The sequence below is a fragment of the Microbacterium dextranolyticum genome, from assembly GCF_016907295.1.
In the GTDB taxonomy this organism is placed as follows: Bacteria; Actinomycetota; Actinomycetes; order Actinomycetales; family Microbacteriaceae; genus Microbacterium; species Microbacterium dextranolyticum.
Window position 1 is genome coordinate 3,071,959 of record NZ_JAFBBR010000001.1, and the last position, 24,547, is coordinate 3,096,505.

General features: G+C 72.8%; 15 protein-coding genes. 5 read left to right on the top strand and 10 right to left on the bottom strand.

What is annotated here, in order from left to right:
- Positions 1–87: 87 nt before the first annotated feature.
- The 10 genes from JOE64_RS13950 to JOE64_RS13995 all read right to left on the bottom strand — a co-directional run bounded on the left by JOE64_RS13950 (position 88) and on the right by JOE64_RS13995 (position 18,210).
- Entirely contained in the window at positions 88–1,860 is a 1,773-nt protein-coding gene (locus JOE64_RS13950) for a DUF8696 domain-containing protein (RefSeq protein WP_204964795.1), read from the bottom strand.
- Complete coding sequence (locus tag JOE64_RS13955; protein ID WP_204964796.1) at positions 1,824–7,241, bottom strand: leucine-rich repeat protein; 5,418 nt, start codon at positions 7,239–7,241, stop codon at positions 1,824–1,826. Before JOE64_RS13955 ends, JOE64_RS13950 begins: the two co-directional genes overlap by 37 nt.
- A 209-nt stretch (positions 7,242–7,450) precedes the next feature.
- The gene (locus JOE64_RS13960; RefSeq protein ID WP_204964797.1) at positions 7,451–10,129 is read right to left on the bottom strand and encodes a DEAD/DEAH box helicase; all 2,679 of its coding nucleotides are present in this window, start codon (positions 10,127–10,129) and stop codon (positions 7,451–7,453) included.
- 38 nt (positions 10,130–10,167) lie between these two features.
- Positions 10,168–11,319, bottom strand: a complete 1,152-nt coding sequence (locus JOE64_RS13965; protein ID WP_239532292.1) for a glycoside hydrolase family 3 N-terminal domain-containing protein — start codon at positions 11,317–11,319, stop codon at positions 10,168–10,170.
- 222 nt (positions 11,320–11,541) lie between these two features.
- Complete coding sequence (locus JOE64_RS13970) at positions 11,542–12,999, bottom strand: sodium/solute symporter (RefSeq protein ID WP_204964798.1); 1,458 nt, start codon at positions 12,997–12,999, stop codon at positions 11,542–11,544.
- A gap of 7 nt (positions 13,000–13,006) precedes the next feature.
- Positions 13,007–13,411: a heavy metal transporter gene (locus JOE64_RS13975; protein WP_204964799.1), complete on the bottom strand. Its 405-nt coding sequence runs from the start codon at positions 13,409–13,411 to the stop codon at positions 13,007–13,009.
- Positions 13,408–14,202, bottom strand: coding sequence for a LytR/AlgR family response regulator transcription factor (locus tag JOE64_RS13980; RefSeq protein ID WP_204964800.1), 795 nt, complete (start codon positions 14,200–14,202; stop codon positions 13,408–13,410). Before JOE64_RS13980 ends, JOE64_RS13975 begins: the two co-directional genes overlap by 4 nt.
- On the bottom strand, positions 14,199–15,416 hold the full coding sequence (locus tag JOE64_RS13985; RefSeq protein ID WP_204964801.1) for a sensor histidine kinase: 1,218 nt from the start codon (positions 15,414–15,416) through the stop codon (positions 14,199–14,201). Before JOE64_RS13985 ends, JOE64_RS13980 begins: the two co-directional genes overlap by 4 nt.
- A gap of 130 nt (positions 15,417–15,546) precedes the next feature.
- On the bottom strand, positions 15,547–15,909 hold the full coding sequence (locus JOE64_RS14920) for a YbdD/YjiX family protein (protein ID WP_372432894.1): 363 nt from the start codon (positions 15,907–15,909) through the stop codon (positions 15,547–15,549).
- 12 nt (positions 15,910–15,921) lie between these two features.
- Positions 15,922–18,210, bottom strand: coding sequence for a carbon starvation CstA family protein (locus tag JOE64_RS13995; protein ID WP_204964802.1), 2,289 nt, complete (start codon positions 18,208–18,210; stop codon positions 15,922–15,924).
- A 251-nt stretch (positions 18,211–18,461) separates the two neighbouring features.
- Between JOE64_RS13995 and JOE64_RS14000 the strand changes: the two genes are divergently transcribed.
- From JOE64_RS14000 to JOE64_RS14020, 5 genes are all read left to right on the top strand, one after another.
- Positions 18,462–18,830, top strand: a complete 369-nt coding sequence (locus JOE64_RS14000; protein WP_204964803.1) for a GNAT family N-acetyltransferase — start codon at positions 18,462–18,464, stop codon at positions 18,828–18,830.
- Positions 18,827–19,846 carry a pirin family protein gene (locus tag JOE64_RS14005; protein ID WP_204964804.1) on the top strand — a complete coding sequence of 340 codons (1,020 nt, stop codon included), beginning with the start codon at positions 18,827–18,829 and terminating at the stop codon, positions 19,844–19,846. The genes JOE64_RS14000 and JOE64_RS14005 overlap by 4 nt, the downstream gene beginning before the upstream one ends.
- A 170-nt stretch (positions 19,847–20,016) precedes the next feature.
- On the top strand, positions 20,017–20,571 hold the full coding sequence (locus JOE64_RS14010; protein WP_204964805.1) for an ECF transporter S component: 555 nt from the start codon (positions 20,017–20,019) through the stop codon (positions 20,569–20,571).
- 898 nt (positions 20,572–21,469) lie between these two features.
- Entirely contained in the window at positions 21,470–23,668 is a 2,199-nt protein-coding gene (locus tag JOE64_RS14015) for an ABC transporter ATP-binding protein (protein ID WP_271202504.1), read from the top strand.
- The gene (locus JOE64_RS14020) at positions 23,665–24,474 is read left to right on the top strand and encodes an energy-coupling factor transporter transmembrane component T family protein (protein ID WP_204964806.1); all 810 of its coding nucleotides are present in this window, start codon (positions 23,665–23,667) and stop codon (positions 24,472–24,474) included. The genes JOE64_RS14015 and JOE64_RS14020 overlap by 4 nt, the downstream gene beginning before the upstream one ends.
- Positions 24,475–24,547 lie beyond the last annotated feature (73 nt).

Consider the following 24,547-nt stretch of genomic DNA (forward strand, 5'->3'; position numbering starts at 1 on the left):
CGCGGCCTGCGGCCGGAGGCGGAACGGCGGAAAGACAGAGGGGGCGGATGCCGCAGCATCCGCCCCCTCACGAGGTCAGGCGACGGGTCAGGCGAGCGGCCGTCGCCGGCGCGCGGCCAGCAGCACCGTGGCACCGGCACTCAGAGCCGCGAACGCGAGGAGCGCAGCACCCCAGGCCGCGGACGGCGACCCGCCGGTCCCGGCGAGCGGCTGCCCGGGGGTACCCGCCGCGTCACCGATCGAACCCCCCGAACCCGAGCCCGCATCGGTACCCGAGCCGGCACCGGCGTCGCCGCCCGATCCGTCGCCGGGCCCGTGACCCGCGCCTCCCTCCGATCCGCCCGTGCCGCCGCCCTGGGCGAGCACCGGGATCCACCCCAGCAGGGTGCCATCGCGCAGCTGGAACGAGAGGCGATGCCCCTCGCCCGTGCCGGCGGGCGGCGTCACCCGGACGACACCGTTCGCGTCCGCCTGCATCCAGCCGAGGAACGTCGGGTCGGAGTGCAGCGTCACGCCGACCCATGCCCCTGCCGCGCGCTCCCCGAGGACCACCCGGTACGTGCCGCCGTCGAGCGTCCACTGCAGGTCGCCGCGGTTGCCGTCGTCGAGCTGCGCCGCCGGCGGAGCCGGCCACGTCGACGGGTCGGAGCCCGGGTCCGTGCCCGGATCGGTCCCGGGATCGGTCCCCGATGCGGTCACCGTCAGCGTCGCCGCCGCCGAGGTCGCGTGCCCCGCGGCGTTCGAGAACACCGCCCGGTACTGGGTGCCGGACGCCGACAGGGCGACCGCGGGCAGCGCGAGCGTCGCATCCGTCGCGCCGGCGACATCCCGCCACTGCCCCCCGCCGTCTCGGGACTGCCACTGCACCGTCATTGGATCGGCTCCCGCCGCCGCGGCCGTGAAGCGGGCATCGGAGCCCGCCACGATCGACAGGTCGGTCGGGTCGGTGACGACGACGGGCGCCGCCGCGTCGGTCCAGGATGCCCCGGCGCTCAGACGCGTCGCATCGCGCACCTCCGCCGTGAGGACGGCGCCGGGTGCGAGCACGACATCGGTCGTCGCTTCGGCATCCCAGTCTCGAAGGATCGTCCGCGCACCGTCCGCCGCCACCTGCGTGAAGCGGTACTCGTACGGCTGCGTCTCGCCCGACACCTCGAGCACGCCTCCCGCGCCCGCCGCGGTCGCCCGAAGGGTCCCCGCATCCCCCTGCGTCGCGGTGAGCGTCGCGGACAGCGGCGTGTACGGACGCACGTGCGCATCGGCATCCAGCCCCGAGTCCGCGACAGCGTGGCGCGCGACGTCGGCTCCGGCCGACCCCTCGGGCGCGTAGACGACGAGGTCGCTCGGTCGCGCCCAGCCGGTGAACGACAGTTCGCGCAGATCACCCGGGACGACGACGACGGACGGGATCGCGATCGTGTAGTCGATCGAGGTCATGCCCGGGCCGAAGTACGCCGTGCGCGGGGCGCCGTCGACGACGAACCCGTCGCTGAACGATCCGTCCACGCCGCCGCGCACGACGAGGTGCTCGAGCGTCGTGCCCATCGACCACATCGGCTCGAACCTGCGGATCTGCGTGCCGAACTCGAGGGTGCGCAGCGTCGTGTCGAAGTAGAACCCGTCGACCGTCTGCACACTGTCGGGGACGACGACCTCGCGTAGCCGCGGCATGCTGTTGAACGCCCCCGTGCGGATATCGCGGAGCCCCTCGGGCAGCACGACCCGCTCGAGACTGCCGTTGCCGCGGAACACCTGCGCATCCAGCACCACCGTGCCCGGCGCCACCGCGTACGACGTGTCGGTCTTGGTGGGCAGGTAGAGCTTCAGATGGACGCCGTCGGACTCGCGCCCGTACAGCACGTTCTCATCAGTGAAGTAGGTGGCGTTGTGCCGGATGCCACGGTGAGCTCGCGCAGCCGGGGCAGCCCCGTCAGCGCGTTCTCGCCGATCGACGCGACGCCGGCGCCGAAATGCACCCGCAGGAGCGCCGTGCTGTTGAGCAGCGCCGACTCGCCCACCGTCCTCACCGAGTCCGGCGTCACGAACGAGGCCAGCGACGTGTTGGCTTGGAACGCGTACGCGCCGATCTCCACGAGGGCGTCGCCGAGGTCGACATCGGTCAGGCGCTCGGCGTCGGCGAAGGCGAAGTCGCCGATGCTCTGCACGTGGCCGAGGGCGAGCCGCGTCAGCGCGGCCGATCCCGAGAACGCGCCGCGCTCGATCTCCCGCAGCGAGTCGGGGGCCACGAACTCGGCGATCCGGGTCTGCTGCAGCGCGTTGGCGCCGATCGTGACCAGGCCGTCCGGCAGACGCAGGCTCGTCGCCGGAACACCGTAGCCGGCGAAGGCCGCGATGCGCCGAGTCCCCTCGGGCACCACGATCGCGCCGTCGACGAGGTGGACAGCGGGGTACGCCACGAGGGTCTCACCGGACTTGTCGTAGAGCAATCCGCCCCGCGCGCTGTACGACACGGCGTCGTCGGGCACGATGAACTCGCGCAGTGACGGGTTGGCCGCGCCGTCGGCGTTCGCCGCGAAGACGCCCACGAGAGCGCCGGCCTCGATGTTCCGCCCGACCGTGACCGACTGCAGGTCTCGGTTGTGCGCGAACGCCGCCCGCCCCACGACACGGAGGGTGTCGGGCAGCACGAGCGAGGTCAGCGCCGTCTGAGTGAAGGCCTGCGTCCCGACCTCGCGCACCGCACCCAGGTCGAGCGTGCGCAGCGGGGCCCCCGAGAAGGCGCCCGCACCGACGGTTTCGGTGGCCGCCGGGAGGGTCAGCTCCCGCAGACGGGTCGAGATGAAGGCGCCTTCGCCGATCGTGCGCAGGGCGGTCGGCAACGACACGTGCGTCAGCACGAGCGCCTGCCCGAAGGCGTAGGGGCCGATCTCGGTGACGGCGTCGCCGAACCCGACGCGCTCGAGACGGGTCGTTCCGTTGAACGCCCGCTCGGGCACCACGGTGAGGGATGCCGGGAGGTCGACCTCGCGCAGCGATGTGGTGGAGAACACCCCGACGCCCAGGTGCGCGATCGTGTCGGGCAGATCGACGTACGTGAGCCGCATGCTGCGGTTGAAGGCGTTGTCGCCGATCCAGGCCAACCGGCTCGCGCGGCCCGCGGCGGCGTCATCCTCGATCTCGACCCGCTCCAGCAGCGGCATCTCGCGGAACGCGTCGTCGCCGATGCGCTCGACCGAGGCGGGCAGGCGGATCTGCGTGAATCCGGCCTGGGCGAAGGCGCCCGCACCGATCTCGCGCACGCCGTCGGGGACGGAGATCACCGAGCGGGTGCCGGTGTAGCCCTGCAGCACGCCGTCGCGGACGACGAAGTCGGCGGCATCCTGCTGACGCACCTCGACGTCGGCGCTCGCCGAGACCTCGGTGCCGTCCGTGCGGGAGGTTGCAGCCGTCACCCGCGTGCGCCCGACGGCCGCGCCCGTGACGGTGCCGTCGGCATCCACGCTCGCGATCGTCTCGTCGTCGCTTCGCCACGTGACGGGCCGGTCGCGCAGCGAGGGCGCGAGCAGGGCCTGCAGCGAGCCGTGGGCCTTCTCGGTGATCACGAGCGTCTCGGGTCGGACGACGATGCCGTTCTCTTCGGAGACGTCGGCGACCGTGACGTCGACCGTCGCCGAGACCGCGTCTCCTCCGGCGGTCGGGGTCGCCGTCACCGTGATCGTCGTCGTGCCCGCCGCGACGCCGTGCGCGGTGCCGTCGGCGTCGACCGTGGCAATGCGGTCGTCGGCGGAGGACCACGAGAGATCCGCGGGGACCGCGTTGGACGGCTGCACCTCGGCATCCAGTCTCATCGTCTGGCCGGGCGCGAGCGACACGTCGGAGGTCGTGACGCGGATGCCGGTGAGGGGGCTCTCCTGCAGGGTGATCGGCAGCGGGCGCGCCGCGTTGAGCCCGTAGTCCCAGACGTAGAGCACGGCCGAGTCGGGAAGGGCGCGGTGGGTGCCGAGTTGGCTCTCCGAGTAGTCCCATCCGGAGCGGATGGTGCGCAGCGGAATGGTCGCCTCGAAGGTGTTGCGCCCGTTCGCCGTCCGCACCGGCTCAGCGCCCAGCGTGCGGGAGAAGTATCCGGCACCCGGGTACTCCTGCAGGTCGAAGGCGGCGATCCAGGTGTCATCGCTCACGACGATCGACAGCGCCTGGTCGTCGCCCGTGCCGACGAGTTCGGCCTTCTCGATGACGGCGGGGGTGTTGTCGTAGGTGAACGACGCCTCGTGGTGGTGCTCCGCCGGAGTCGGACCGGCGGTGGTGGCCGTCTGCTCGATCGTGTAGCGCCCGGGCTGCAGCTCGGTGCCGTCCGCACCGAACGCGCCGAACACCGGGGCGGGGTTCAGGAACGCCTCACCGTAGAGCACGTCGCCGACGCGGGAGTTGTAGCTGGACTTACGGGTCTGGGCGTCGTCGTACGACCGGATGACGTTGTGGTCGGCATCTCGCACCAGCCGGTAGTTCAGCTGGTCGGCGCTGCGCAGCATTCCCGTGAGCGTCTGCACGCGCACGTTGCTCACGTCGTACCGTGTCGGCGAGACGACCGCGCGCGACGGATCGACCGCTGTCGGGTCGATCAGAGCGAGCGCCGCCCGGTCGGAATCGAGCGGGTTGACGCCGAGAGGCGCGCCGGTGGCGGCGTTGACGAGCGCGTTGCCGTAGAGGTGCGGGGTACCGCCCGTGCGGTCGGCGTCGAACACCGGCGCCGCGCTCCAGTCGCCGTATAACCCGAGGTAGGGGATCGTGAGGGTCGGCACGTCGGTGCCCCGCAGGGTCACGAAGCCCTCGACGAAGGCACCGTTGACGGCCGCAGCCACCGCCTGCGCGAAGGCCGGTCCGACCCGCAGCGACACCTCGACCGTGGTCGACCCGCCGGCGGGCACCGTGACGACATCGCCCGCGACCGCGTCGCCGCCGAGGGTCACCTCGATGCCACGGCCCGCGTAGTCGGTGGCGTGGCTCTGGAAGAGCCCGTCGGCGATGCGCTCGGACAGCGCCGACACGTCGACGGTGTACGCGCGCGGGGCGGCCGAGCCGTTGTGCGCCGTGAAACGGAACGAGAACCGCCCGTCGCCGCTCTCGCCGAGGGATGCCGAGGGGCGCGCCTGCTCGGCGGCTCCGTCGACCGTGAGCCACACCGGCGTGGTGATCGCGGCCGGCACGTTCGCGATGCCGGCGCCCTGCTTGCGGGGCAGGTACGGCACGCCGGGGGCATCCGCGTCGATCACCGGCACCGCGGTGTTCATGATCAGCTGCATGGCGCGCGTCGCAGCATCCTGCGCGCCGAGACGCTGCCCACCGATGCCCTCGGTCATCAGGTGCTGCTTGACGACGGCGAGCAACCCCGTCGTCTGCGGCGTCGCCATCGAGGTTCCCGAGAGCCAGTCGTACCCGCCGCCGAGCACGGCGGAGTAGATGTTGCCGCCGGGCGCGGCGACGTCGCGCTTCAGCTGCAGATCAGGGGTGACGCCGAGGCTCGAGAACCACGACGCGCGATAGGCCGTGCTGGGGGCGTCGATCTGGTCGGCCGCGACGACGAGCGTCCGGTCGGACGAGGCGAGGAGCGCGTCGCCGTCGGCGCGCGAGACGAGCGCGACGGGGAAGCGCGAACCCGTCAGCGCGGGCGTGGTCAGCCGCGAGGCGTCGACGTTATCGAGGATCAGGAGGGCCTGGGGCAGCGCGCCGTCGAAGGCGTACGTGGCGGCATCCACGGCGTCCTGGAACGTGATCGGCGAGCCGTACTGCGTGCCTCCGCGACGGATGACGACGATCAGCTGCGAGACGTCCTGGCCGGTGCGTCGGAGCTCGGCGGCGAGCGCACCGAGGTCGTCGTGGCTGCCCACCCCCGCCGCGACGTAGCGGTGCGTTCCGGCCGACAGGTCGGAGAAGGGGGCGATCCCGCCCGCACCCTCGGTCGCGGGCTTCGCGGGGGCGAAGTAGACGTGGCGGCCGTCGGAGGCCCGCAGGTACGGGCGCACCTCGGCGTTGTCGATACTGGCGACGGAGAGGTTCGGGACGTAGCTCGACGGGTCGGAGACGATGCCCCGGTCGGGGTCGCTCGCAAAGGCGAGGCCCTTGCCGCTCTTGTTGGCGACGGCCGAGTCGACCGAGTTGCCGGCGGCGGCGTTGACGATCACGCCGTTGTCGCGGAGGGTCTGGTAGATCCGCCCGTACACTCCCGTGCGGTCGACGCTGTAGCCCGCGTCGGCGCCGAGGGAGAGGTTCACGACGTCGGGGCGGACGACGGCCGCGTCGTCGAGGGCGGCGAGGATGGCGCTGTCCTTCGCGCCGCCGTTGAGGTCGTCGAAGACCTTCTGCACCATGATCTGGGCGTGCGGGGCGGTGCCGCGGATGCGGCCCGCGTCAGCGGCGGCGATGCCCGCGACGTGCGTGCCGTGCGTCATGTCGCCGCCCGTGGACGGAACCACGTTGTCGTCGCCGTCGGCGTAGTCGTACGCGAAGGGGATCTTCGTGTCGACGAAGCGCGCGCCCGCGCCCTGGCCGAGTTCGCCGCGCAGCGCGTCGAGACCGGACGCGCTCAGCCGCGCAGTCGAGGCATCGAGCGTGCCCGAGAACGCCTCGTGATCGACCTGGAGGCCCGTGTCGATGATGCTGACGAGCATGCCGTCGCCGAGGGCTCCCACCTGGTCGGCGCCCGTCATCGCGAGAGAGGTCCAGTTCGCCACCTCGTCGCTCTCCGTCGCGAGCGAGGTCACCTCGGGGGGCGCCGGGATGCGGTAGGTCGTCTCTTCGAAGGCGGCACCGACGTTCGCTGCGGTACGGATCGTGTCGAGCGCCCAGCGCGGCGCGCGCACCGCGAGGCCCGAGAAGGCGTGCCGGTACTCGTGCACGAACGACACCTCGGCGTTCGTGTGCCCGTCACTCGATGCCGCGTCGCGCACGTCGCGCTCGATCGCCTGCTTGGCACGATCGACCCCCCACCAGGCGGTGTCGGCGATCTGGACGATCGTCGTCACGGTCTCTTCGGGGTCGGGCTGCGCGATGCGCGGCAGGCCGCCCGGCGCGGGCGTGGTGGCCTGGCCGACGGGCGCGGTGGCGGCATCCGTCGACTCGGCGGGGGCGGTCGCATCGGCCGTCGCGGCCGTCGGTGCCTGCACCTCGCCGGCCGGCTTGAGCAGGTCGTCCTGCGCCGGGGCTGCGTCGGGAGCGGCGGCCGCCGACGAGGCGGAGGGTGCGATGAGCAGTCCCACGCCCAGCGTCCCCGAGACGAGAGCCATGACCGTCGTCGTGGCGATCGCGGCGCGTCCGCGCCGGCCTCGGTGCGTCGATCTGTGGGGTGGGCGGAATCTGATGCGGGGGGAACGTGTGGCACGTTCAGGAATCCTACAGAGTAAGGTCAGCCTTACCTAACCACTTTCGGAGGGGTTTCATAGCCGTCTCCCCTCGGTGTTTCCGCCGACCGCGGAGCGCGATGGGCGACGCGGCGTCAGAGGCGGAGGACCTCGAGGACGCGCACCACGGCGGTGCCCTCGTCGACGGATGCCGCGAGATCCACCTCGGCGCGGATACGCCAATCGTGGTCGCCGGCCGGGTCGTCGATCACCTGCTCGACACGCCAGATTCCCGCCGCGCCGGCATCCGAACGGTCGATCAGGCACAGTCGCGGCGAGCGCGCCGGACCGCCCGTGAGGATCTCATCGTGCTCGTCGTAGTACCGATCGAGGATGCCCGGCCAGTCGATCCCGGGGTCGAGGGCGACGAGCGCGTCGTCGTCCTGCCGCGCCGCCAGCTGCACCCGGCGGAACAACTCGTTGCGCACCAGCACGGTGAAGGCGCGCTCGTTCGTCAGGATCGACGGCGGCGCCGGGGGCACGACCGGGGCGCCGTCTTCGGGCAGGTGCGCGTTCGGGTCGATGAGGGCGGCCCACTCGTCCACGAGGCTCGAATCGACCTGCCGGACGAGTTCGCCCAGCCACTCGATGACGTCCAGGAGGTCGTCGGTACGGGCATCCGCCGGCACCGTCTGCCGGATCGCCCGATAGGCGTCGGACAGGTAGCGCAGCACGAGGCCCTCGCTGCGCTGCAGCTGATAAAACGAGACGTACTCGGCGAACGACATGGCGCGTTCGAACATGTCGCGCACGACCGATTTCGGACTCAGCTCGAAATCGCGTACCCACGGCTGGCTCGAGGCGAACACCTCGAACGACTGGGCGAGGAGCTCTGCCAGCGGCTTCGGATGGGTGATCGCCTCGAGCAGCGCCATCCGCTCCTCGTACTCGATGCCGTCGCGCTTCATCGCCGCGACCGCCTCGCCGCGGGCCTTGAACTCCTGCTGGGACAGGATCGCCCGCGGGTCGTCGAGCGTCGACTCGATGACGCTCACCACGTCGAGAGCGTAGTGGCCGGTGCCGGTGCCGGTGGTCGCGGCGGCGCCCTGTTCATAACTCCGGAACGACGGCTCGGATCGCCCGGAATCGGCGTCAGCAGAAGGATCCGCACCGACTTCTCCGGAGTTGTGAACGCCCAGCCCCCGACCCGCGACCGCTCCGCCGCCCGGCGGCACGTCGTCATCGGGCGAGAGCAGCTCGATCGCGGCGAGCGCGAAGGGCGACAACGGCTGGTTGAGCGCGAAATTCGGCTGCAGATCCACCGTGAGGGCGATGCGGGGGCCGGATGCCCCGCCGCGGTCGATCTCGACGATGCCGGCATCGACGAGTGTGCGGAAGATCGCGATCGCCCGCCGCGCGAGCCCGTACCGGCGGGCGCGCGGCTCGTGGTTGTCGAACACGAGCGACTGGACGTTCCCGAAGACGTCGCCGCCGCGCGCGATCACATTGATGAGCATCGCCGCGGTCAGCTTCAGCTGCGGCACGAGCGGCTCGGGAGGCGCCGCGATCAGCCGCTCGTACGAGCCCTCGCCCCAGTTCACGACCCCGGTCGGCGCCTTCTTGCGCACGATCTTCTTGCGCTTCGCGGCGTCGTCGCCCGCCTTCGCGAGCGCGACGGCGTTCTCGATCTCCCACTCGGGCGCCATGACGACGACGTTGCCGTGGGTGTCGTACCCGGCGCGGCCCGCACGCCCCGCGACCTGGTGGAACTCGCGCGCCGAGAGCTGGCGCATCTTCGTGCCGTCGTACTTGCTCAGGGCCGTGATCATCACGGTGCGGATCGGCACGTTGATGCCGACGCCGAGGGTGTCGGTGCCGCAGATGACGCGCAGCAGGCCCCGCTGGGCGAGCGTCTCGACGAGGCGGCGGTAGCGCGGCAGCATGCCGGCGTGATGCACGCCGATGCCCGCGCGCACGAGGCGAGACAGCGTCTTGCCGAACCCGGTCGTGAATCGGAATCCGCCGATCGCCTCGGCGATCTCGTCGCGCTGCGCGCGCGTGGTGAGCGTGACGGATGCCAGGGCCTGCGCCCGTTCGAGGGCCGCGGCCTGCGCGAAATGGACGATGTAGACGGGAACCTCGCGCTCGTCGACGAGCATCGTCAGCACCTCGTGCACGGGGCGGCGCTCGTACGAGAAGTGCAGCGGCACGGGCCGTTCGACCCCGGTCACGAGCGCGACGGGGCGCCCGGTGCGCCGCTCCAGGTCGCGGGCGATGTCGGTCACGTCGCCGAGGGTCGCCGACATCAGCAGGAACTGCGCGCGCGGAAGCAACAGCAGCGGCACCTGCCACGCCCACCCGCGGTCGGGGTCGCCGTAGTAGTGGAACTCGTCCATGACGACCTGGTCCACCGCGGCATCCGCCCCTTGCCGCAGCGCGATGTTGGCCAGGATCTCGGCGGTGCAGCAGACGATCGGGGCATCGGGGTTGACCGAGGAGTCGCCCGTCACCATGCCGACGTTCTGCGCTCCGAAGACCTCCACCAGTGCGAAGAACTTCTCGCTGACGAGGGCTTTGATCGGGGCGGTGTAGTAGGAGCGGCCTCCGGCGGCGAGGCAGACCGCGTGCGCGGCGATCGCGACGAGCGACTTGCCGGTGCCGGTCGGGGTGGAGAGGATGACGTTCGCCCCCGAGACCAGCTCGATGACCGCTTCGTCCTGCGCAGGGTACAGCGTGAGCCCGCGCCCGGTCGCCCACGCGACGAAGCCGTCGTACGCGGCATCCGCCGTCGCCCCCGCGGGCAGGAGTTCGGTCAGCGCCGCGGTGGAGGTCATGCCTCGAGTCTGTCAGGCCGGCGATGCGGGCGCGGTCGTCAGAGGCGCGCCGCCTTCGCCGCCACCACTCGCCGGGCGGCATCGTCGACCCGCTGCGCGAACGCGGGATCGCTCTGGGCCTTGGCGAGCACGGCGTCGTACATCGGGGCGAACACGCTCGGGTCGGCCGAGACGAGCACGAGGTCGACGCCGGCCGAGAGCGCTCCGACGGCACGGTCCGCCGGCGACCGGTCCTGCACCGCGACGGCCGCCGACACGTCGTCGGTCATGATGACGCCGCCGAAGCCCACGGTGCTGCGCAGCAGCCCGACGACATCGGGCGAGAACACCGCCGGGCCGGACGGATCGATGTTCTGATAGATCGCCGACGACACCATGACGACAGCCGGACCGCTGCGGGTCAGCGGGCCGTACTCCGTCACGTCGGGGCCGCCGGAGGTGACGGTCGTGTCGACCACGTCGGCCGTGACGTCGGTGTTGCCCGTGACGTGACCGAGACCGGGAAAGTGCTTGAACGTCGGCATGACGCCCGCGGCCCGCATGCCGGCGGCGAACGCCCCCGCCTTGGCCTCGACCGTCGCGGCGTCGTAGCCGTACTGCCGCCCCATGGCACCGATGGGTGCGTTGTCGAAGCGCGTGTCGGCGCTCGTGACGATGTCGGCGACCGGGGCGAGGTTCATGGTGACGCCGGCCGCGGCGAGCTGGCGCCCCCAGGTCGTCGCGGATGTCTGCAGCTGCGCGGCGGACTGGTCGGCCTGCCGGATCGCGTAGGGCATGTCGTCGAAGCCCGGCCCCTGAAGCACCTGGACCTCGCCGCCTTCCTGGTCGGTCGCGACCCACAGCGGGATGCCGCCGGTCGGTCCTGTCCCGGCGGGGGTGTCGGCGAGGGTCGTGAACTGCGCGACCACCGCCGCCACGTCGCTCGTCGCGCCGTCCGTGCGTCCGTGCAGGAAGATGCTGCCGGCGTGGCGGTCGGCGACGGCCGAGAGCGTCTCGGGACTCGCGGATGCCACCTGGGTACCGACCATGAACAGCTGGCCGACCCGCTGTTCGAGGCTCAGGCCGGCGATCGGATCGACGGTCGGCGACGGCGTGGGGGTGGGCGTCGGTGTCGGCGACGCGGTGGGAGCACTCGTCGACGGGCCCGGCACGGGGCCCGAGGCGGCACACCCGGCGAGGCCGGCGATCAGCGCGAGGCCGGCGACGGCCGCGAACGCCGGCGAACGGCGCCGCCCGGAGCGCGGCGCCGTGAGGGAGCGCGGCTGCGCGTCGAGGCGGCGGCGGGCACGCGAGCGGAAAGGCACGGCATCCATCATCGACCGCGCGCTCGGCGAGCGGAACCCCCGTGACGGACGACGGGCCGCGCGCACCGCCCATCCCCCCGGTGCGCGGGCCTGGTGGCGACTGCCGCGTCAGCCCGGCTCGGGCGCGTGCAGCCGGGCCAGGTAGCGATCGGCGCTCAGCGGTGCGCCGCGCCGGTCCGAGAGCGACACCACGATGGTCACGGCGGCGGCCAGCGGGATCGTCCACGCGGCCGGCTGGGCGAGCAGCGGGGCCGCCGCCCCCACACCGCCGACCGCGGCATGGACGAGCAGCGAGAGCCCGCACGCGAGGCCGCCGACGAGCATTCCGGCGATGGCGCCGCGCGCCGTGAGGCCCCGCCACCACACCCCGAGCAGCACGACCGGAGAGAGACAGGATGCCGCGAACACGAACACCATGCCGACGCTCGATCCGATGCCGGCGGGAGCCGTGAACAGGGCGATCGCGAGCGGCACGGCGGCGCACAGCAGCGCCGACGCCCGGAACGAGCGCACGGACCCGCCGAACACGTCCTGGCTGACGACCCCGGCGAGCGAGACGATGAGACCCGCCGAGGTCGCGAGAAAGGCGGCGAACGCCCCCGCCACGACGAGGGCGGTGAGCAGGTCGCCGGCGAGCCCCGGGAAGACGCGCGACGGCAACGCGAAGACGGCGGTGTCGGCGGCACCGGGCGTGGCGAGGTCGGGGGCCACGATCCGCGCGACGAGACCCATCGCGCTCGAGACGGCGTAGAACGCGCTCACCATGACGACGACGAGCACCGTGGTGCGGCGGGCCGAGCCGCCGTCGGGGCTCGTGTAGAACCGCACGAGCACGTGCGGAAGTCCCATCGTGCCGAGCAGGAGCGCGATCAGGAGCGACCCGGTGGCATATGCGTCGATGCCGCCGGGACCGGCGTCGGCGGGGAAAACGGCGGAGGAGTCGATCTCGGTCGGCGCGCCCCGCAGGGCGAAGACGATCGCGACGAGCGGCACGAGCAGCGCCGTCAGCTTCAGCCAGTACTGGAAGCCCTGCACGAACGTGATCGCCCGCATGCCGCCGGCTGCGACGAGGGCCCCCACGAGCACCGCGACGAGGGCCGCCCCGACCCAGAGCGGCAGGCCCGCCACGACCTCGAGGGTCAGTCCCGCGCCGTGCAGCTGAGGCACGATGTAGAGCCACCCGATGATCAGCACCGCGGCGCTCGTGACCCGACGGGCGACCGGCGACTCGAGCCGCGCCTCGAAGAAGTCGGGGATCGTGTACGCGCCGCTGCGCCGAAGCGGCGCGGCGACGAACACCAGCACCAGCAGGTAGCCGGCGGCGTATCCGATGGGGAACCAGAACCCGCGCGCGCCGTCGAGCAGCACGAGCCCCGAGAGCCCGAGGAACGTCCCGGCGGAGATGTACTCGCCGCTGATCGCGGAGGCGTTCCACACCGGCCGGACGGTGCGGGATGCCACGAAGAAGTCGCTCGTCGTCCGCGACAGCCGCAGGCCGTACGCGCCGATGAGCACCGTCGCGATGATGACGGCCGCGACGGCGAGAAGATCGAGCACGCCGTTCACGCGCGCCTCAGTCGCGCTCGCGCAGCGCGCGGTAGCGCCGCTCGTTGCGCGCGGCGGCGCGCGTGTAGAGCAGGGCGAACACGATGACCACGGGGTAGAAGGCGAAGGCGTGCAGCAACCACGACAGCGGCACGCCGCCAGGCGCGACGGCATCCAGCTCGGGGATGAGCGCGACGGCGACGGTCAGCGCCACGACCACGACGACGAACCCCGCGATCGTGCCGAGCGCGAGCCGCAGCTGCGCGCGGCGGAGTGCGCGGTCGTAGACGGCGTCGGCTCCGCCGGACGCGCCTGCGGCCGCCCCGGCACCCGGCAGGGCGATGCCGCGGGTCACCGGTGCCCGGCGCGGAGCACCCACGGGGCGCCCCGGAGGATCGGCCGTGACCCGCACGCGACGTGGCGGCTCGGTCATCGGCCGCGTCCCGGCGTCGGAACGAGCGCCTCGCGGACGCCCGGCAGCATCCGTCTGCTCACCGGCAGCACGACGGGGAGCACTCCCCGGGAGTCTCCCCCCTGGGCATCCGCCCCCGCCCCGCCGACGACGATCGCCGGGTCGGCACCGGTCAGCCGGGCCTCGACGACCGCCGCCACGGCGGCGAGGTACGAGCGGTGCACGCGCACGAAGCCGTGGGGCGCCCATCTCTCTTCGAGCTCCGAGATCGGCACGCGCACGAGATGGCCCGGCCCGTCGTCGACGTGCAGCCGCGAGTAGTCGCCCTGCGCGTGCACCCAGCGCACCTCGCTGCGGCGCACGAAGCGCACCGCCGACCCGACGGTCACCGGCAGCACCTCGTCGCCGGTCTCCGCCGTGCCGGGCTCGGTCGCCGTGCCGGCGGCGTCGCGGACGAGCTCGACCGCGCGGTCGACCGCGCGCCGCACCCGCTCGATCCGCACGGGCTTGAGCAGATAGTCGGCGGCCCGGACATCGAAGGCATCCACCGCGCGGGCATCGTCCGCCGTCACGAAGACGACGACGGGCGGGGATGCCAGGCCCTGCAGCGCCGCGGCGAGCGCGAGCCCGTCGAGCCCCGGCATGTGGATGTCGAGGAACGCCACGGCGACCGCGCGCGTGCTCAGCACCGCGACGGCCTCGCTGCCGGAGGCGGCGGTGAGGATCTCGCCGATCCGCGCATCGCCGCGGAGCAGGTGCGCGAGCTCGGCGCGGGCGGGTGCCTCGTCGTCGGCGATGAGCACATCGATCATGCGGGCGCGCCCTCTCTCTCGCGCGCGGTGTCGTGCGCCGGCTGCGACTTGGGCACGCGCATGCGCACGAGGGTGCCGGCGCCCGTGTTCGTCTCGACGACGAGACCTCCGCCCGGCCCGTAGAGCTGTCGCAGGCGCGTGTCGACGTTCCGCACGCCGACGTGACTGCCGTCGCTCTCGGCACCGAGGAGCGCCCGGAGGGCCTCGGGATCCATGCCGACGCCGTCGTCCTCGACGACGATCTCGGTGTGGGTCGCGTCGTCGCGCGCCTCGATGCGGATGGTGCCGCCGCCTTCGCCGGGCTCCAGCCCGTGGCGCACGGCGTTCTCGACGATGGGCTGCACGGTGAGGAACGGGATGACCGTCGCGAGGGTTTCGGGAGCGATCCGCAGGATCACCGTCAACCGGTCTCCGAATCGGGCGCGTTCGAGCTCGAGGTAGGAGTGGATGCTGCGCAGCTCCTCCGCGAGCGTCGTGAACTCGCCCTGGCGGCGGAACGAGTAGCGCGTGAAGTCGGCGAACTCGAGCACCAGCTCGCGCGCGCGGGCCGGGTCGGTCGTGATGAACGAGGCGATCGCGGTCAGCGCGTTGTAGATGAAGTGCGGCGAGATCTGCGCACGCAGCGCCCGCAGCTCGGCTTCGGCGAGGGCCGTGCGGGATGCCTCGAGGTCGCCGAGCGCGACCTGCGCCGCGCACCAGTCGGCGACCTCCGCGACCGCACGCACGAGCGCCGCGCGCACGGGGGCGTGGAAGGCGACCAGGACGCCGGCGACCGCACCGTCGACGACGATCGGAGCCGCCACCGCCTCGAGTCCCGGCCCGCCGTCGTCGGCCTCGACGCCGCGCACCTCGCGCCGGCCCGAGGCGGCGACCGCGCCGGCGAGGGCGACCGCGGCATCCGCGTGGCCGGCACGATCGGCGGCGGCACCGTCGCGGGCGACCACCCGCCCGTCGTGCACGATCGCGACGCCCGACGAGCCGAGCAGGGCCCGCAGCGGGCGGGCGGCCCGGTCGACGTCGGGCGCGGCGAGTCCGCCCCGCAGGTGCACGGCGGCGGAGCTCGCCTGGTGGAGAGCCTGGTGCGCGGCACGGTCGGCGTCGCTGCCGAGGTCGGTGGTGCCCTTCGCCAGACGCCGCGCGAGGACCAGCAGCACGGTGAGCACGACGCCGCCGAGCACGCCGCAGGCAGCGGCGAGGACGACGTCGTGGCTCATGCCGCCAGCCTACGCATCGGGCCACTCGGGACCGGTCGAGTGGGGCACCAGCGCCGGCACCCGGCCCCGGCCCGGGCCCGGGAGCGCACGGTCAGGGCGTCGGGCGCCGTCTCGCAGCCGGGCGCAGGCCTCAGCAGCACCGGGCGCCGGGGTTGCGGTCCTGATCGTCCATCCGCTGCCGCCAGAACTGCCGCTCGGTGAGGGCGGGCTCGTCGGGGTGATGGCGACGGTGATGCGCGACATACGTCGCGTAGGCGGTGTCGCCCATCAGGTTCGTCACGTACCAGCGCACGGCGCGCCCCGCCCGGGCCGCCCCGGCCAGCGCCCGCCGCGTCGGCCCGGCGGCCGACCCCGACCGCGCCTGCTCTGGCGGGCGCGGCCCGCCCGGCCGAGCGGACGCCGGGCGCGGCCCGAACTCCTCCACATCGGCGCCGCACGCGCCCGCAGAGGGCGCGCCGCCGGAATCCCGGAGCGACATGGAGGAGTTCGGCACGGCGGTCACGGCTCAGTGCCCCCGGTGGGCGAGCTCGGCGCGCTCGTCGGCGAGGATCGGCTCCCACTGCTTCTCGAGCTCGCGCTCGGGCTTCGTGCCCAGGAACCCGGCCGGCGCGTAGCGACGCGAGGCGACGGGTGCATCCTCGGTGTTCTCCCCGCCGCCGTTGCGGATCGCGCGGATGGTCACCGCGACCGCCGAGATCATCACGACGATGGCGAGCGCGACGAACACGATCGACAGCGTGCCCTGCACGGCGGTGTTGCGGATGACCGCGTCGACCACCTCGGGCTTGCCCAGCTTTCCGTCGCCCGCGGCCTGCGCCGCCCGGTACTTGGCGTTGTTGGCCCAGTAGCCGATCGAGGGGACGGGCGAGAAGATCTTGTACATCGACGCCGTGATCGTGACGACCGCCGTGAAGGCGAGCGGCACGGCGACGATCCAGAGCCACCGCAGGTAGTTGCGTCCGCGCTTGGCGACGATCGCCAGCACGACGGCGAGCGCGATCGCGGCGAGCAGCTGGTTCGCGATGCCGAACAGCGGGAAGAACGTGTTGATGCCGCCGAGCGGGTCGGTGACGCCGAGGATCAGGATGTACCCCCAGCCGGCGACCATGATCGCCGTGCAGATCCAGACGCCCGGGCGCCAGGTCACGTCGCGGAAGCGCGGGAACCAGTGCCCGAGCGAGTCCTGCAGCATGAAGCGGGCGACGCGCGTGCCGGCATCCACCGCCGTCAGGATGAACAGCGCCTCGAACATGATCGCGAAGTGGTACCAGAACGCCATCATGGCCTGACCGCCCAGTGCCTGGTGCATGATGTGCGCGAGGCCGAGCGCGAGGGTCGGCGCGCCACCCGTGCGCGAGACGATCGTCCCCTCCCCGACGTTCGCCGCGGTCTCGGTGAGGATGTCGGGGGTCAGTGGCGCCCCGGTGAGCCCCAGCGAATTGACGAACGCGACGGCCCCCTCGACCGTGCCCCCGGTAAGGGCCGCGGGCGAGTTCATCGCGAAGTAGATGCCCTGGTCGATCGAGATCGCGGCGACGAGCGCCATGATCGCGACGAACGACTCCATGAGCATGCCGCCGTAGCCGATGAAGCGGGTCTGCCGCTCCTTCTCGACGAGCTTCGGGGTCGTGCCCGAGGCGATCAGCGCGTGGAAGCCGGAGAGTGCGCCGCAGGCGATCGTGACGAACAGGAACGGGAAGAGCGGCCCCGAGAACACCGGGCCGAGGCCGTTCTGACCGAACACCGTGATCGCCGGAACCGAGATCTCCGGGCGCACGACGATGATCGCGCCGGCGAGCATGACGATGACGCCGATCTTCATGAAGGTCGACAGGTAGTCGCGCGGGGCCAGCAGCAGCCAGACCGGCAGGATCGCGGCGACGAAGCCGTAGATGATGATGCCCCACGCGATCGTCGTCTTGTCGAGGTGGAAGAGCGCGTAGCCCCACTCGGTCGAGGCGACCCAGCCGCCGCCGATGATGGCGGCCATGAGCAGCACGAAGCCGATGATCGAGACCTCGGTGACCTTGCCGGGGCGCAGGTACCGCAGGTACACGCCCATGAACAGCGCGATCGGGATCGTCATCGACACGCTGAAGACGCCCCACGGGCTCTCGCCGAGGGCGTTGACCACGACGAGCGCGAGGATCGCGACGATGATGAGCATGATGAGCAGGGATGCCACGATCGCCGCGGTCCCGCCGATGCGGCCGAGCTCCTGGCGGGCCATCTGGCCGATCGTGCGACCGCCGCGGCGCATCGAGAAGAAGAGCACCGTGTAGTCCTGCACGGCGCCGGCGAGGACGACGCCGACGATGATCCAGATGGTGCCGGGAAGGAAGCCCATCTGGGCGGCGAGCACGGGCCCGACGAGGGGGCCTGCGCCCGCGATGGCGGCGAAGTGGTGCCCGTAGAGTACGCGGCGGTCGGTGGGGACGTAGTCCTTGCCGTCGGACTTGACCTCGGCCGGGGTCGCCCGGCGGTCGTCGGGGCGCAGCAGGTGCTTCTCGATCACCTTGGAGTAGAAGCGATAGCCGATGAGATACGTGCAGACCGCGGCGAAGACGAACCAGATGGCGTTGACGGTCTCGCCGCGGACGACGGCCAGCATGACCCACGCGAGCCCGCCGAGGAGGGCGATGGCGATCCACAGGACGACCTTGGGCCACGTCCAGCGCGAGGTCGCGGCCTCTTGAGTGGGGGTGATGGCCGTCGGCGGAAGGCTCGGATCGGGGACGATCACGGGATCGTCGTCGACCACGGCTGCTCTGCGGCGGGATGACGGTGTGGACATGGTGGCTCCTCACGAGACGCGGCGTTGCGCGCCCCCAGGTTAGGGAGCGCGCGGTGCGCGGTCCCTAACCTGGGCATCCGCACGCGACGAACGGCACCGATCGCGCGACGAACGGCGCCGCGCGGGACGGAGCGCAGCGCGGCGCCGGAGGCCGTGGCGCGTCACGCGGGATGCCTGATCGCGCGTGATGCCTGGCGGAGCACCGGCGGCCGCGCCTACGGTGGAACACGTCCCCATCGGAAGGAGAGGCCATGTCCGAGAGCATCGAGGTCGCGCGCAACGAGGCCGCCGGCCGTTACGAGATCAGCGTCGACGGCGCGGTGGCCGGATTCACGGCGTTCTTGCCCGATGCCGAGGGCCGGCTCGTGTTCCCCCACACCGTGATCGACCCCGCCTACGGCGGACGGGGCCTCGGCACGAGACTCATCGCCGACGCGATGGCGGATGTCGCCGGCCGCGGCGAGACGGTCGTGCCGGAGTGCTCGTTCGTCGTGCGGTATCTGCAGGGGCACGACGTGCCGGGCCTCTCGGTGCACTGGCGCGAGCGCGACGTCGAGACCGCGCAGCACGCCCCGGCCGACGAGCCGGGCCCCGGCGATGAGGGCGTCGGGCGCGGATGACACGACTCGACACCGGCCCGGAGGAGACCGAGGCGCCGCCGCGGTGCGACGGGCCGCGTGCGCTGGTGCTCGAGGCTCGCGAGGTGCCCCTCGGCGGCGTGCGGGCAATGTCGGTGCACCGGAGCCTGCCGCAGCGCGCGCTGCCGATGGTGGGTGCGTGGTGCTTCCTCGACCGGTTCGGGCCGCAGACCGCACGGATGCGGGTCGAGCCGCATCCTCACATCGGCCTGCAGACGGTGACGTGGCCCCTCGTCGGCGAGGTGCGCCACCGCGACGTGCTCGGCAGCGACGTCGTCGTGCGCCGCGGCGTGCTGAACCTCATGACGAGCGGCGCGGGCATCGCGCACTCCGAGTACTCCGTCGGCGACGACGCCGTGCCGCTCGATGCCCTGCAGCTGTGGGTCGCCCTTCCCGAATCGCGCCGCCACGGCGGTCCCGGTTTCGAACGGCACGAGGATCTGCCCGTCGTGACGCTCGGCGGGGGCGCGACGGCGACCGTCGTCGTCGGGGACTTCGCCGGGGCATCCTCACCCGCGACGATGCACACCCCCATCACCGGCGTCGAGATCGCACTGCCCGCCGGGTGCCGGGTGACCCTTCCACTGCACCCGACGTGGGAGTACGCGCTCGTCGGCGTGTTCGGCGCCGCGACGGTGATGACCGGGTCGACTGGCGACGGGGGCGGGGCGGATGCCGCGGCATCCGTCGATCTCGCCCCGCAGCGCCTGCTCTACCTCGGCATCGAGCGCACGGAGATCGCGCTGCACGCGACCGAGGAGGCGACCGTGTTCCTCCTCGGCGGGGAGCCCTTCGAGGCCGACATCGTCATGTGGTGGAACTTCGTCGCCCGCTCGCACGATGAGATCGCGGCGGCACGGGATGCCTGGGAGGCCGAGGGTCGCGGCGAGGCATCCGGCCCGCCCCGCTTCGGGCACGTCACGGGCCATGGCGACGAGCGGATCCCCGCGCCCCCGCTGCCGTCGGTGCGCCTGACGCCGCGCCGTCGGCGGGACTGAGCCGGGCCGGGTCTGGCGGGAATGAGCAGGGCCGTCGGCGGGAATGAGCCGGGCCAGGCAAGTCCGGACGGGGCGGGCCGCCGCCGGCCCGCGGTCACCGGGTCGCGGGCCACGGCGCCGCATCCCGGGCATCCGGATCGAGGGCCTGCGCGCGCCGGTACGCTGGAGGGGTGCCCCGCAATCCGATCCTGACGACCAGGACGCTGCTCGTCTGCGCCGCGATCGGCGTCGCGACCGGCATCGTCGGAGGGATCGCCGGCGTCGCCACGCCGGTCGTCCTGGCCACCGCGCCGTTCCTCTACGGCCTCGTGCTCGGGGCGCACGTGCTGCCCGGCATCATCGCGCAGGAAGTGCTGCGGCTGCCGCTGGTCGCGATCCTGACGCACGTGCTCGCCGCGCTCGTCTCGAGCGCCTTCAACCCGGCGTGGACGATGCGCTTCATCGGCACCGCCCTGCTGTTCGGCGCCATTCAAGAGGGCGTCGCGGCGCTCACCCGCTACCGCGCCTGGGGCGCGTGGCGGTTCTTCATCTCCGCCGTCGCCATCGGCGCCCTCGTGGCGGTCGTCGTCTTCTTCGTCGCGCACCTCGGCACCCTCGCCCCGTGGGCCCAGATCGCCTACCTCGCCCTCTCGGTCGCGGGCCCCGTCGCCTGGACCGCCCTCGGCCTCGGCGTGGGAACCTCGCTCCGACGGGCCGGCGTCGCCCGCCACGCCACCCGCCGCTGACCCGCGGCGGCGCTCCGAGCGCGGTCTGCGCGTGGCATCCGCCCCTCGGCGTGGGCGTGGGCGTGGGCGTCGCCGCGGCATCCGGCGCCACACGTACTCCGCAGATCCACGCGTACTCCGCACCCGCACGGGCGAATGGGTGCGGAGCACGTGACATTCTGCGGAGTACGTGGATGCCCCCGCACCCGCCGTAAGCAGCACGCGGCCTCGCGGGACCCGTACGTCGGCGCCCCGCCGTCACCTCGCCCTGCACGCTGACGCCCCGCCGTCACCTCACCCTCGCCCCACAGGTACTCCGCAGATCCACGCGTACTCCGCACCTGCACGGGCGAATGAGTGCGGAGTACGTGGATGCCCGGGGCACACCCCCGAGGCCGCGCGGGCCTTCAGGTACCCCTATTCCACGCGCCCGGCACCCGGTGATCGCCGACGCCACCGCCGTCGCCGCGGCATCCACCCCCGCACGCACTCCGCAGATCCATGCGTGCTCCGCACCCGAGCGGGCGAATGGATGCGGAGTACGTGACATCCTGCGGAGTACGTGGATGCCCCCCGCACCCGCCGTAAGCAGCACGCGGCCTCGCGGCGCCCAGAACGCCCTCGTCGCATTCGCACGCCGCGCGCCGCCCCGTCGCGCTCTCGCCCGCACGCCATCGCGTCACCCTCGGAGCCTCCCTCGCCGCGCCCGTACTCCGCAGATCCACGCGTACTCCGCACTCCAAACCCCGATCCGATGCGGAGTACGCGACATCCTGCGGAGTACGTGGATGCCCGAGCCCCGGCCCCAGGCAGCACCCGCGACCTCCCCGCGCCCCAGCGCAGCACCACCGAGGTTGGTCGAGAAGTAAGGGCAGGCTAACCTAGAGAGGTCCGCCCTCTTCGACCGCTGGGATGCCCCGTGACCTCTGCCGTCTCCGACACGGCGTCCGCGGCCCCCGTGGGAGCGCCGTCGACGCCCCTCCTGCGCGTGCGCGGGCTGGGCGTGCGGTACGAGGGCAGTGAGGTGGCGACACCGGCATCCGTCGATCTCGTCGTCGCGCCGGGGGAAGTCGTCCTCGTGCTCGGACCGAGCGGGGCCGGCAAGTCGACGCTCGCGCTCGCGCTGAACGGGCTGATCCCGCATGCCGTCCCCGCGACGCTCACCGGCGGCGTCGAGGTTGCGGGGCTGTCCACCGCGACGACCCCGGTCTCGGTGCTGAGCACGCAGGTCGGCATGGTGTTCCAGGATCCCGACGCGCAGCTCGTGACGGGCACCTTGCTCGACGAGGTCGCCTTCGGGCCCGAGAATCTGCGCCTGCCCGTCGACGAGGTGCTCGCCCGCGCCGAGGATGCCCTGCGACGGGTCGGCCTGTGGGAGCGACGGCACGAAAACCCCGATCGGCTGAGCGGCGGCGGCCGGCAGCGACTCGCGATCGCCTGCGCCCTCGCGATGGGATCGCCGCTGCTCGTCCTGGACGAGCCGACCGCGAACCTCGATCCGCAGGGCATCGAGGAGGTCTACGACGCACTCGGCGATCTCGTCGCCGCCGGCGATCGCGCGATCGTCCTCGTCGAGCACAATCTCGATGCCGCGACGCGCATCACCGACCGCGTCGTCGTACTCGACCGCACCGGACGCACGGTCGCGGACGGTCCGATCGACGAGGTGCTGCGCGGCCGCGCCGAAGAGCTGCACGAGCTCGGCGTGTGGCTGCCGACCTCGACGATGGCTGCCCTGCGCCTACGCGCGGCCGGCTGGTCGCTCGACCCGCTGCCGCTCGACCCGGACGAACTGCGGACCGCGCTCGAGGCGGCTGCGGACCCGCGGCTCGCCCGCGACGTGGGCCAAGCGGCCGGCGCCGGAGGCATCGGGGCGGCGGATGCTCCGGCCCCACCCGCGCGTGACGACCAGACCGCACGGGATGCCGCGGCAGCGCCGGCCTCGCAGGGCGCGACCGCACGATCCGCGGATGCCCCCGCGTCGGCTACCGCACTCACCGATTCGAAGGCGCGAGCTGCCGCCGCCGCACCCGGGCCGGCCGCCCCCTTCTCCGCCCCCGGACTGGCCGCAGGATCAGCGACTCACCCGACGCTCGGGCAGGATGCCACGCCCGCACCGCTCATCCGAGTCCGCGATCTGCGCACGCGGCGCGGCCGCACCGAGATCCTGCACGGCATCGACCTCGACGTCGCGGCGGGCGAGTTCGTCGCCATCGTCGGCGCCAACGGGGCGGGAAAGACGACCCTGCTGCAGTCGATCGCCGGCGTCGTGCGCGTCCCGCGCCGGCAGGTCCGACTCGGTGACGTCGACGTCGCGACGGCCGACCGCCGCACGCTGTCGCGGCGGATCGGCTTCGTGTTCCAGAACCCGGAGCATCAGTTCATCGCCCCCACGGTCTTCGACGAGCTCGCCCACGGGCTGCGCCAGCAGCGCCTGTCGGAGCCCGAGGTCCGAGACCGCGTCGACGACGTCCTACGCCGGTTCGGACTCGAGGACAAGGCGCAGACGCATCCGTTCCTGCTCTCGGGCGGGCAGAAACGCCGGCTCTCGGTCGGGACGGCGCTCGTCGCGGGCGCCCCTGTGCTCGCACTCGACGAGCCGACGTTCGGTCAGGATCGCGCCCGCGCGGACGAGCTGATGAGCCTGCTGCGCGAGCTCGGCGACAGCGGCACCACGATCCTCGTCGTGACCCACGACATGCAGCTGGTCACCGAGCACGCCGATCGCACGATCATCGTCGGCGAGGGACGCGTGCTCGCCGACGGTGCGACCCCGGACGTCTTCGCCGACGACGAGCTGCTGCGCGCGTCGGGGCTGCGCCAGCCGCCGCTGCGACGGGCGCTGGCGGGCCTGCAGCGGCATCCGGCACTCTCGCGCGTCACGCGCCTCGCGGACCTCGACGAACTCCGCACCCGTGACGCACTCACCGACCGCGTCGAACTCCGCAGGATTCCACGAACTCCGCACGATTCCGGCGATTCCCTGCGGAGTACCCGCGATGCTGCGGAGTTCGTGGCGGATGCCGGAGCGAACGCCGCGCAGGATGCCCAGGCGCACGACGCGCAGGATGCCGGGGCGCAGACCACGGCGCACACCCGCGCGGAGGGCGCCCCGTGACCACGACCACCGTCGACCCGTACACGCGGGCCGTGCCCGAGGGGCGGTTCCTCTTCGGGCTCAACCCCCTCGCGAAGCTCGCCGCACCGCTGCCTGCGATGGCACTGCTCGTCTTCGCCCGCGACCTCGCGACGCCGCTCGCGTTCATCGCGCTCGCCTACGTCGTGCTGCTCGCCGGAGCCCGGCTGACCGGCCGACTCGCCCTGCTGATGCTCGTCGCGCTGCCCGTCGGGGCGCTGGTCCTCGGGCTCGGCATGGCCGTCTGGACGGATGCCTCGCGCGTCGACACCTCGGTGACCGTCGTGCAGCTCGGCGGCTGGACGCTGTACGGCGGGGCCGTGCTCATCGGACTGGCCACGGGGGTGCGGCTCGCCGCGATCATCGCCCTCGCCCTCATCGCCGGTCTCACGACGAACGGGCCCGACCTCGTACGGGCGAGCGTGCAGCAGCTGCGCGTGCCGTATCGCATCGGGTACACCGCGCTCGCGGCGTTCCGCTTCGTGCCCCGGTTCGGGCACGAGCTGGAGATCATCCGGCAGGCGCACCGGGTGCGCGGGGCGCACGGCGGGCGCGGACCGTTCGCCGCGGTCGCGCGATGGTGGGGCTACGTCGTGCCGCTCTTGGCCGGTGCGATCCGACACGCCGAACGCGTCGCGCTGGCGATGGATGCCCGCGCCTTCGGCGCCCACCCCGACCGCACCGAGCGGCATCTCGTGCCCTGGCGTGCGCGTGACACCGTGTTCGTCGCCCTGTTCTGGGCGGCGAGCGCCGGCATCCTCATCGCCCTCTTCCCCTGGGCCCTCTGACCTCGCCCCCGTCCGTACCGATCACGCCCGCACCACCCACACACCGCCGACTTGCCCCGAGACCCCGCGAAAC

Coding starts and splice junctions, on each gene's coding strand:
- JOE64_RS13955 (WP_204964796.1), bottom strand. CDS start 7,241: ATGGCTCTCGTCTCGGGGACGCTGGGCGTGGGACTGCTCATCGCACCC.
- JOE64_RS13960 (WP_204964797.1), bottom strand. CDS start 10,129: ATGACCTCCACCGCGGCGCTGACCGAACTCCTGCCCGCGGGGGCGACG.
- JOE64_RS13975 (WP_204964799.1), bottom strand. CDS start 13,411: ATGACCGAGCCGCCACGTCGCGTGCGGGTCACGGCCGATCCTCCGGGG.
- JOE64_RS13980 (WP_204964800.1), bottom strand. CDS start 14,202: ATGATCGATGTGCTCATCGCCGACGACGAGGCACCCGCCCGCGCCGAG.
- JOE64_RS13985 (WP_204964801.1), bottom strand. CDS start 15,416: ATGAGCCACGACGTCGTCCTCGCCGCTGCCTGCGGCGTGCTCGGCGGC.
- JOE64_RS13995 (WP_204964802.1), bottom strand. CDS start 18,210: ATGTCCACACCGTCATCCCGCCGCAGAGCAGCCGTGGTCGACGACGAT.
- JOE64_RS14000 (WP_204964803.1), top strand. CDS start 18,462: ATGTCCGAGAGCATCGAGGTCGCGCGCAACGAGGCCGCCGGCCGTTAC.
- JOE64_RS14005 (WP_204964804.1), top strand. CDS start 18,827: ATGACACGACTCGACACCGGCCCGGAGGAGACCGAGGCGCCGCCGCGG.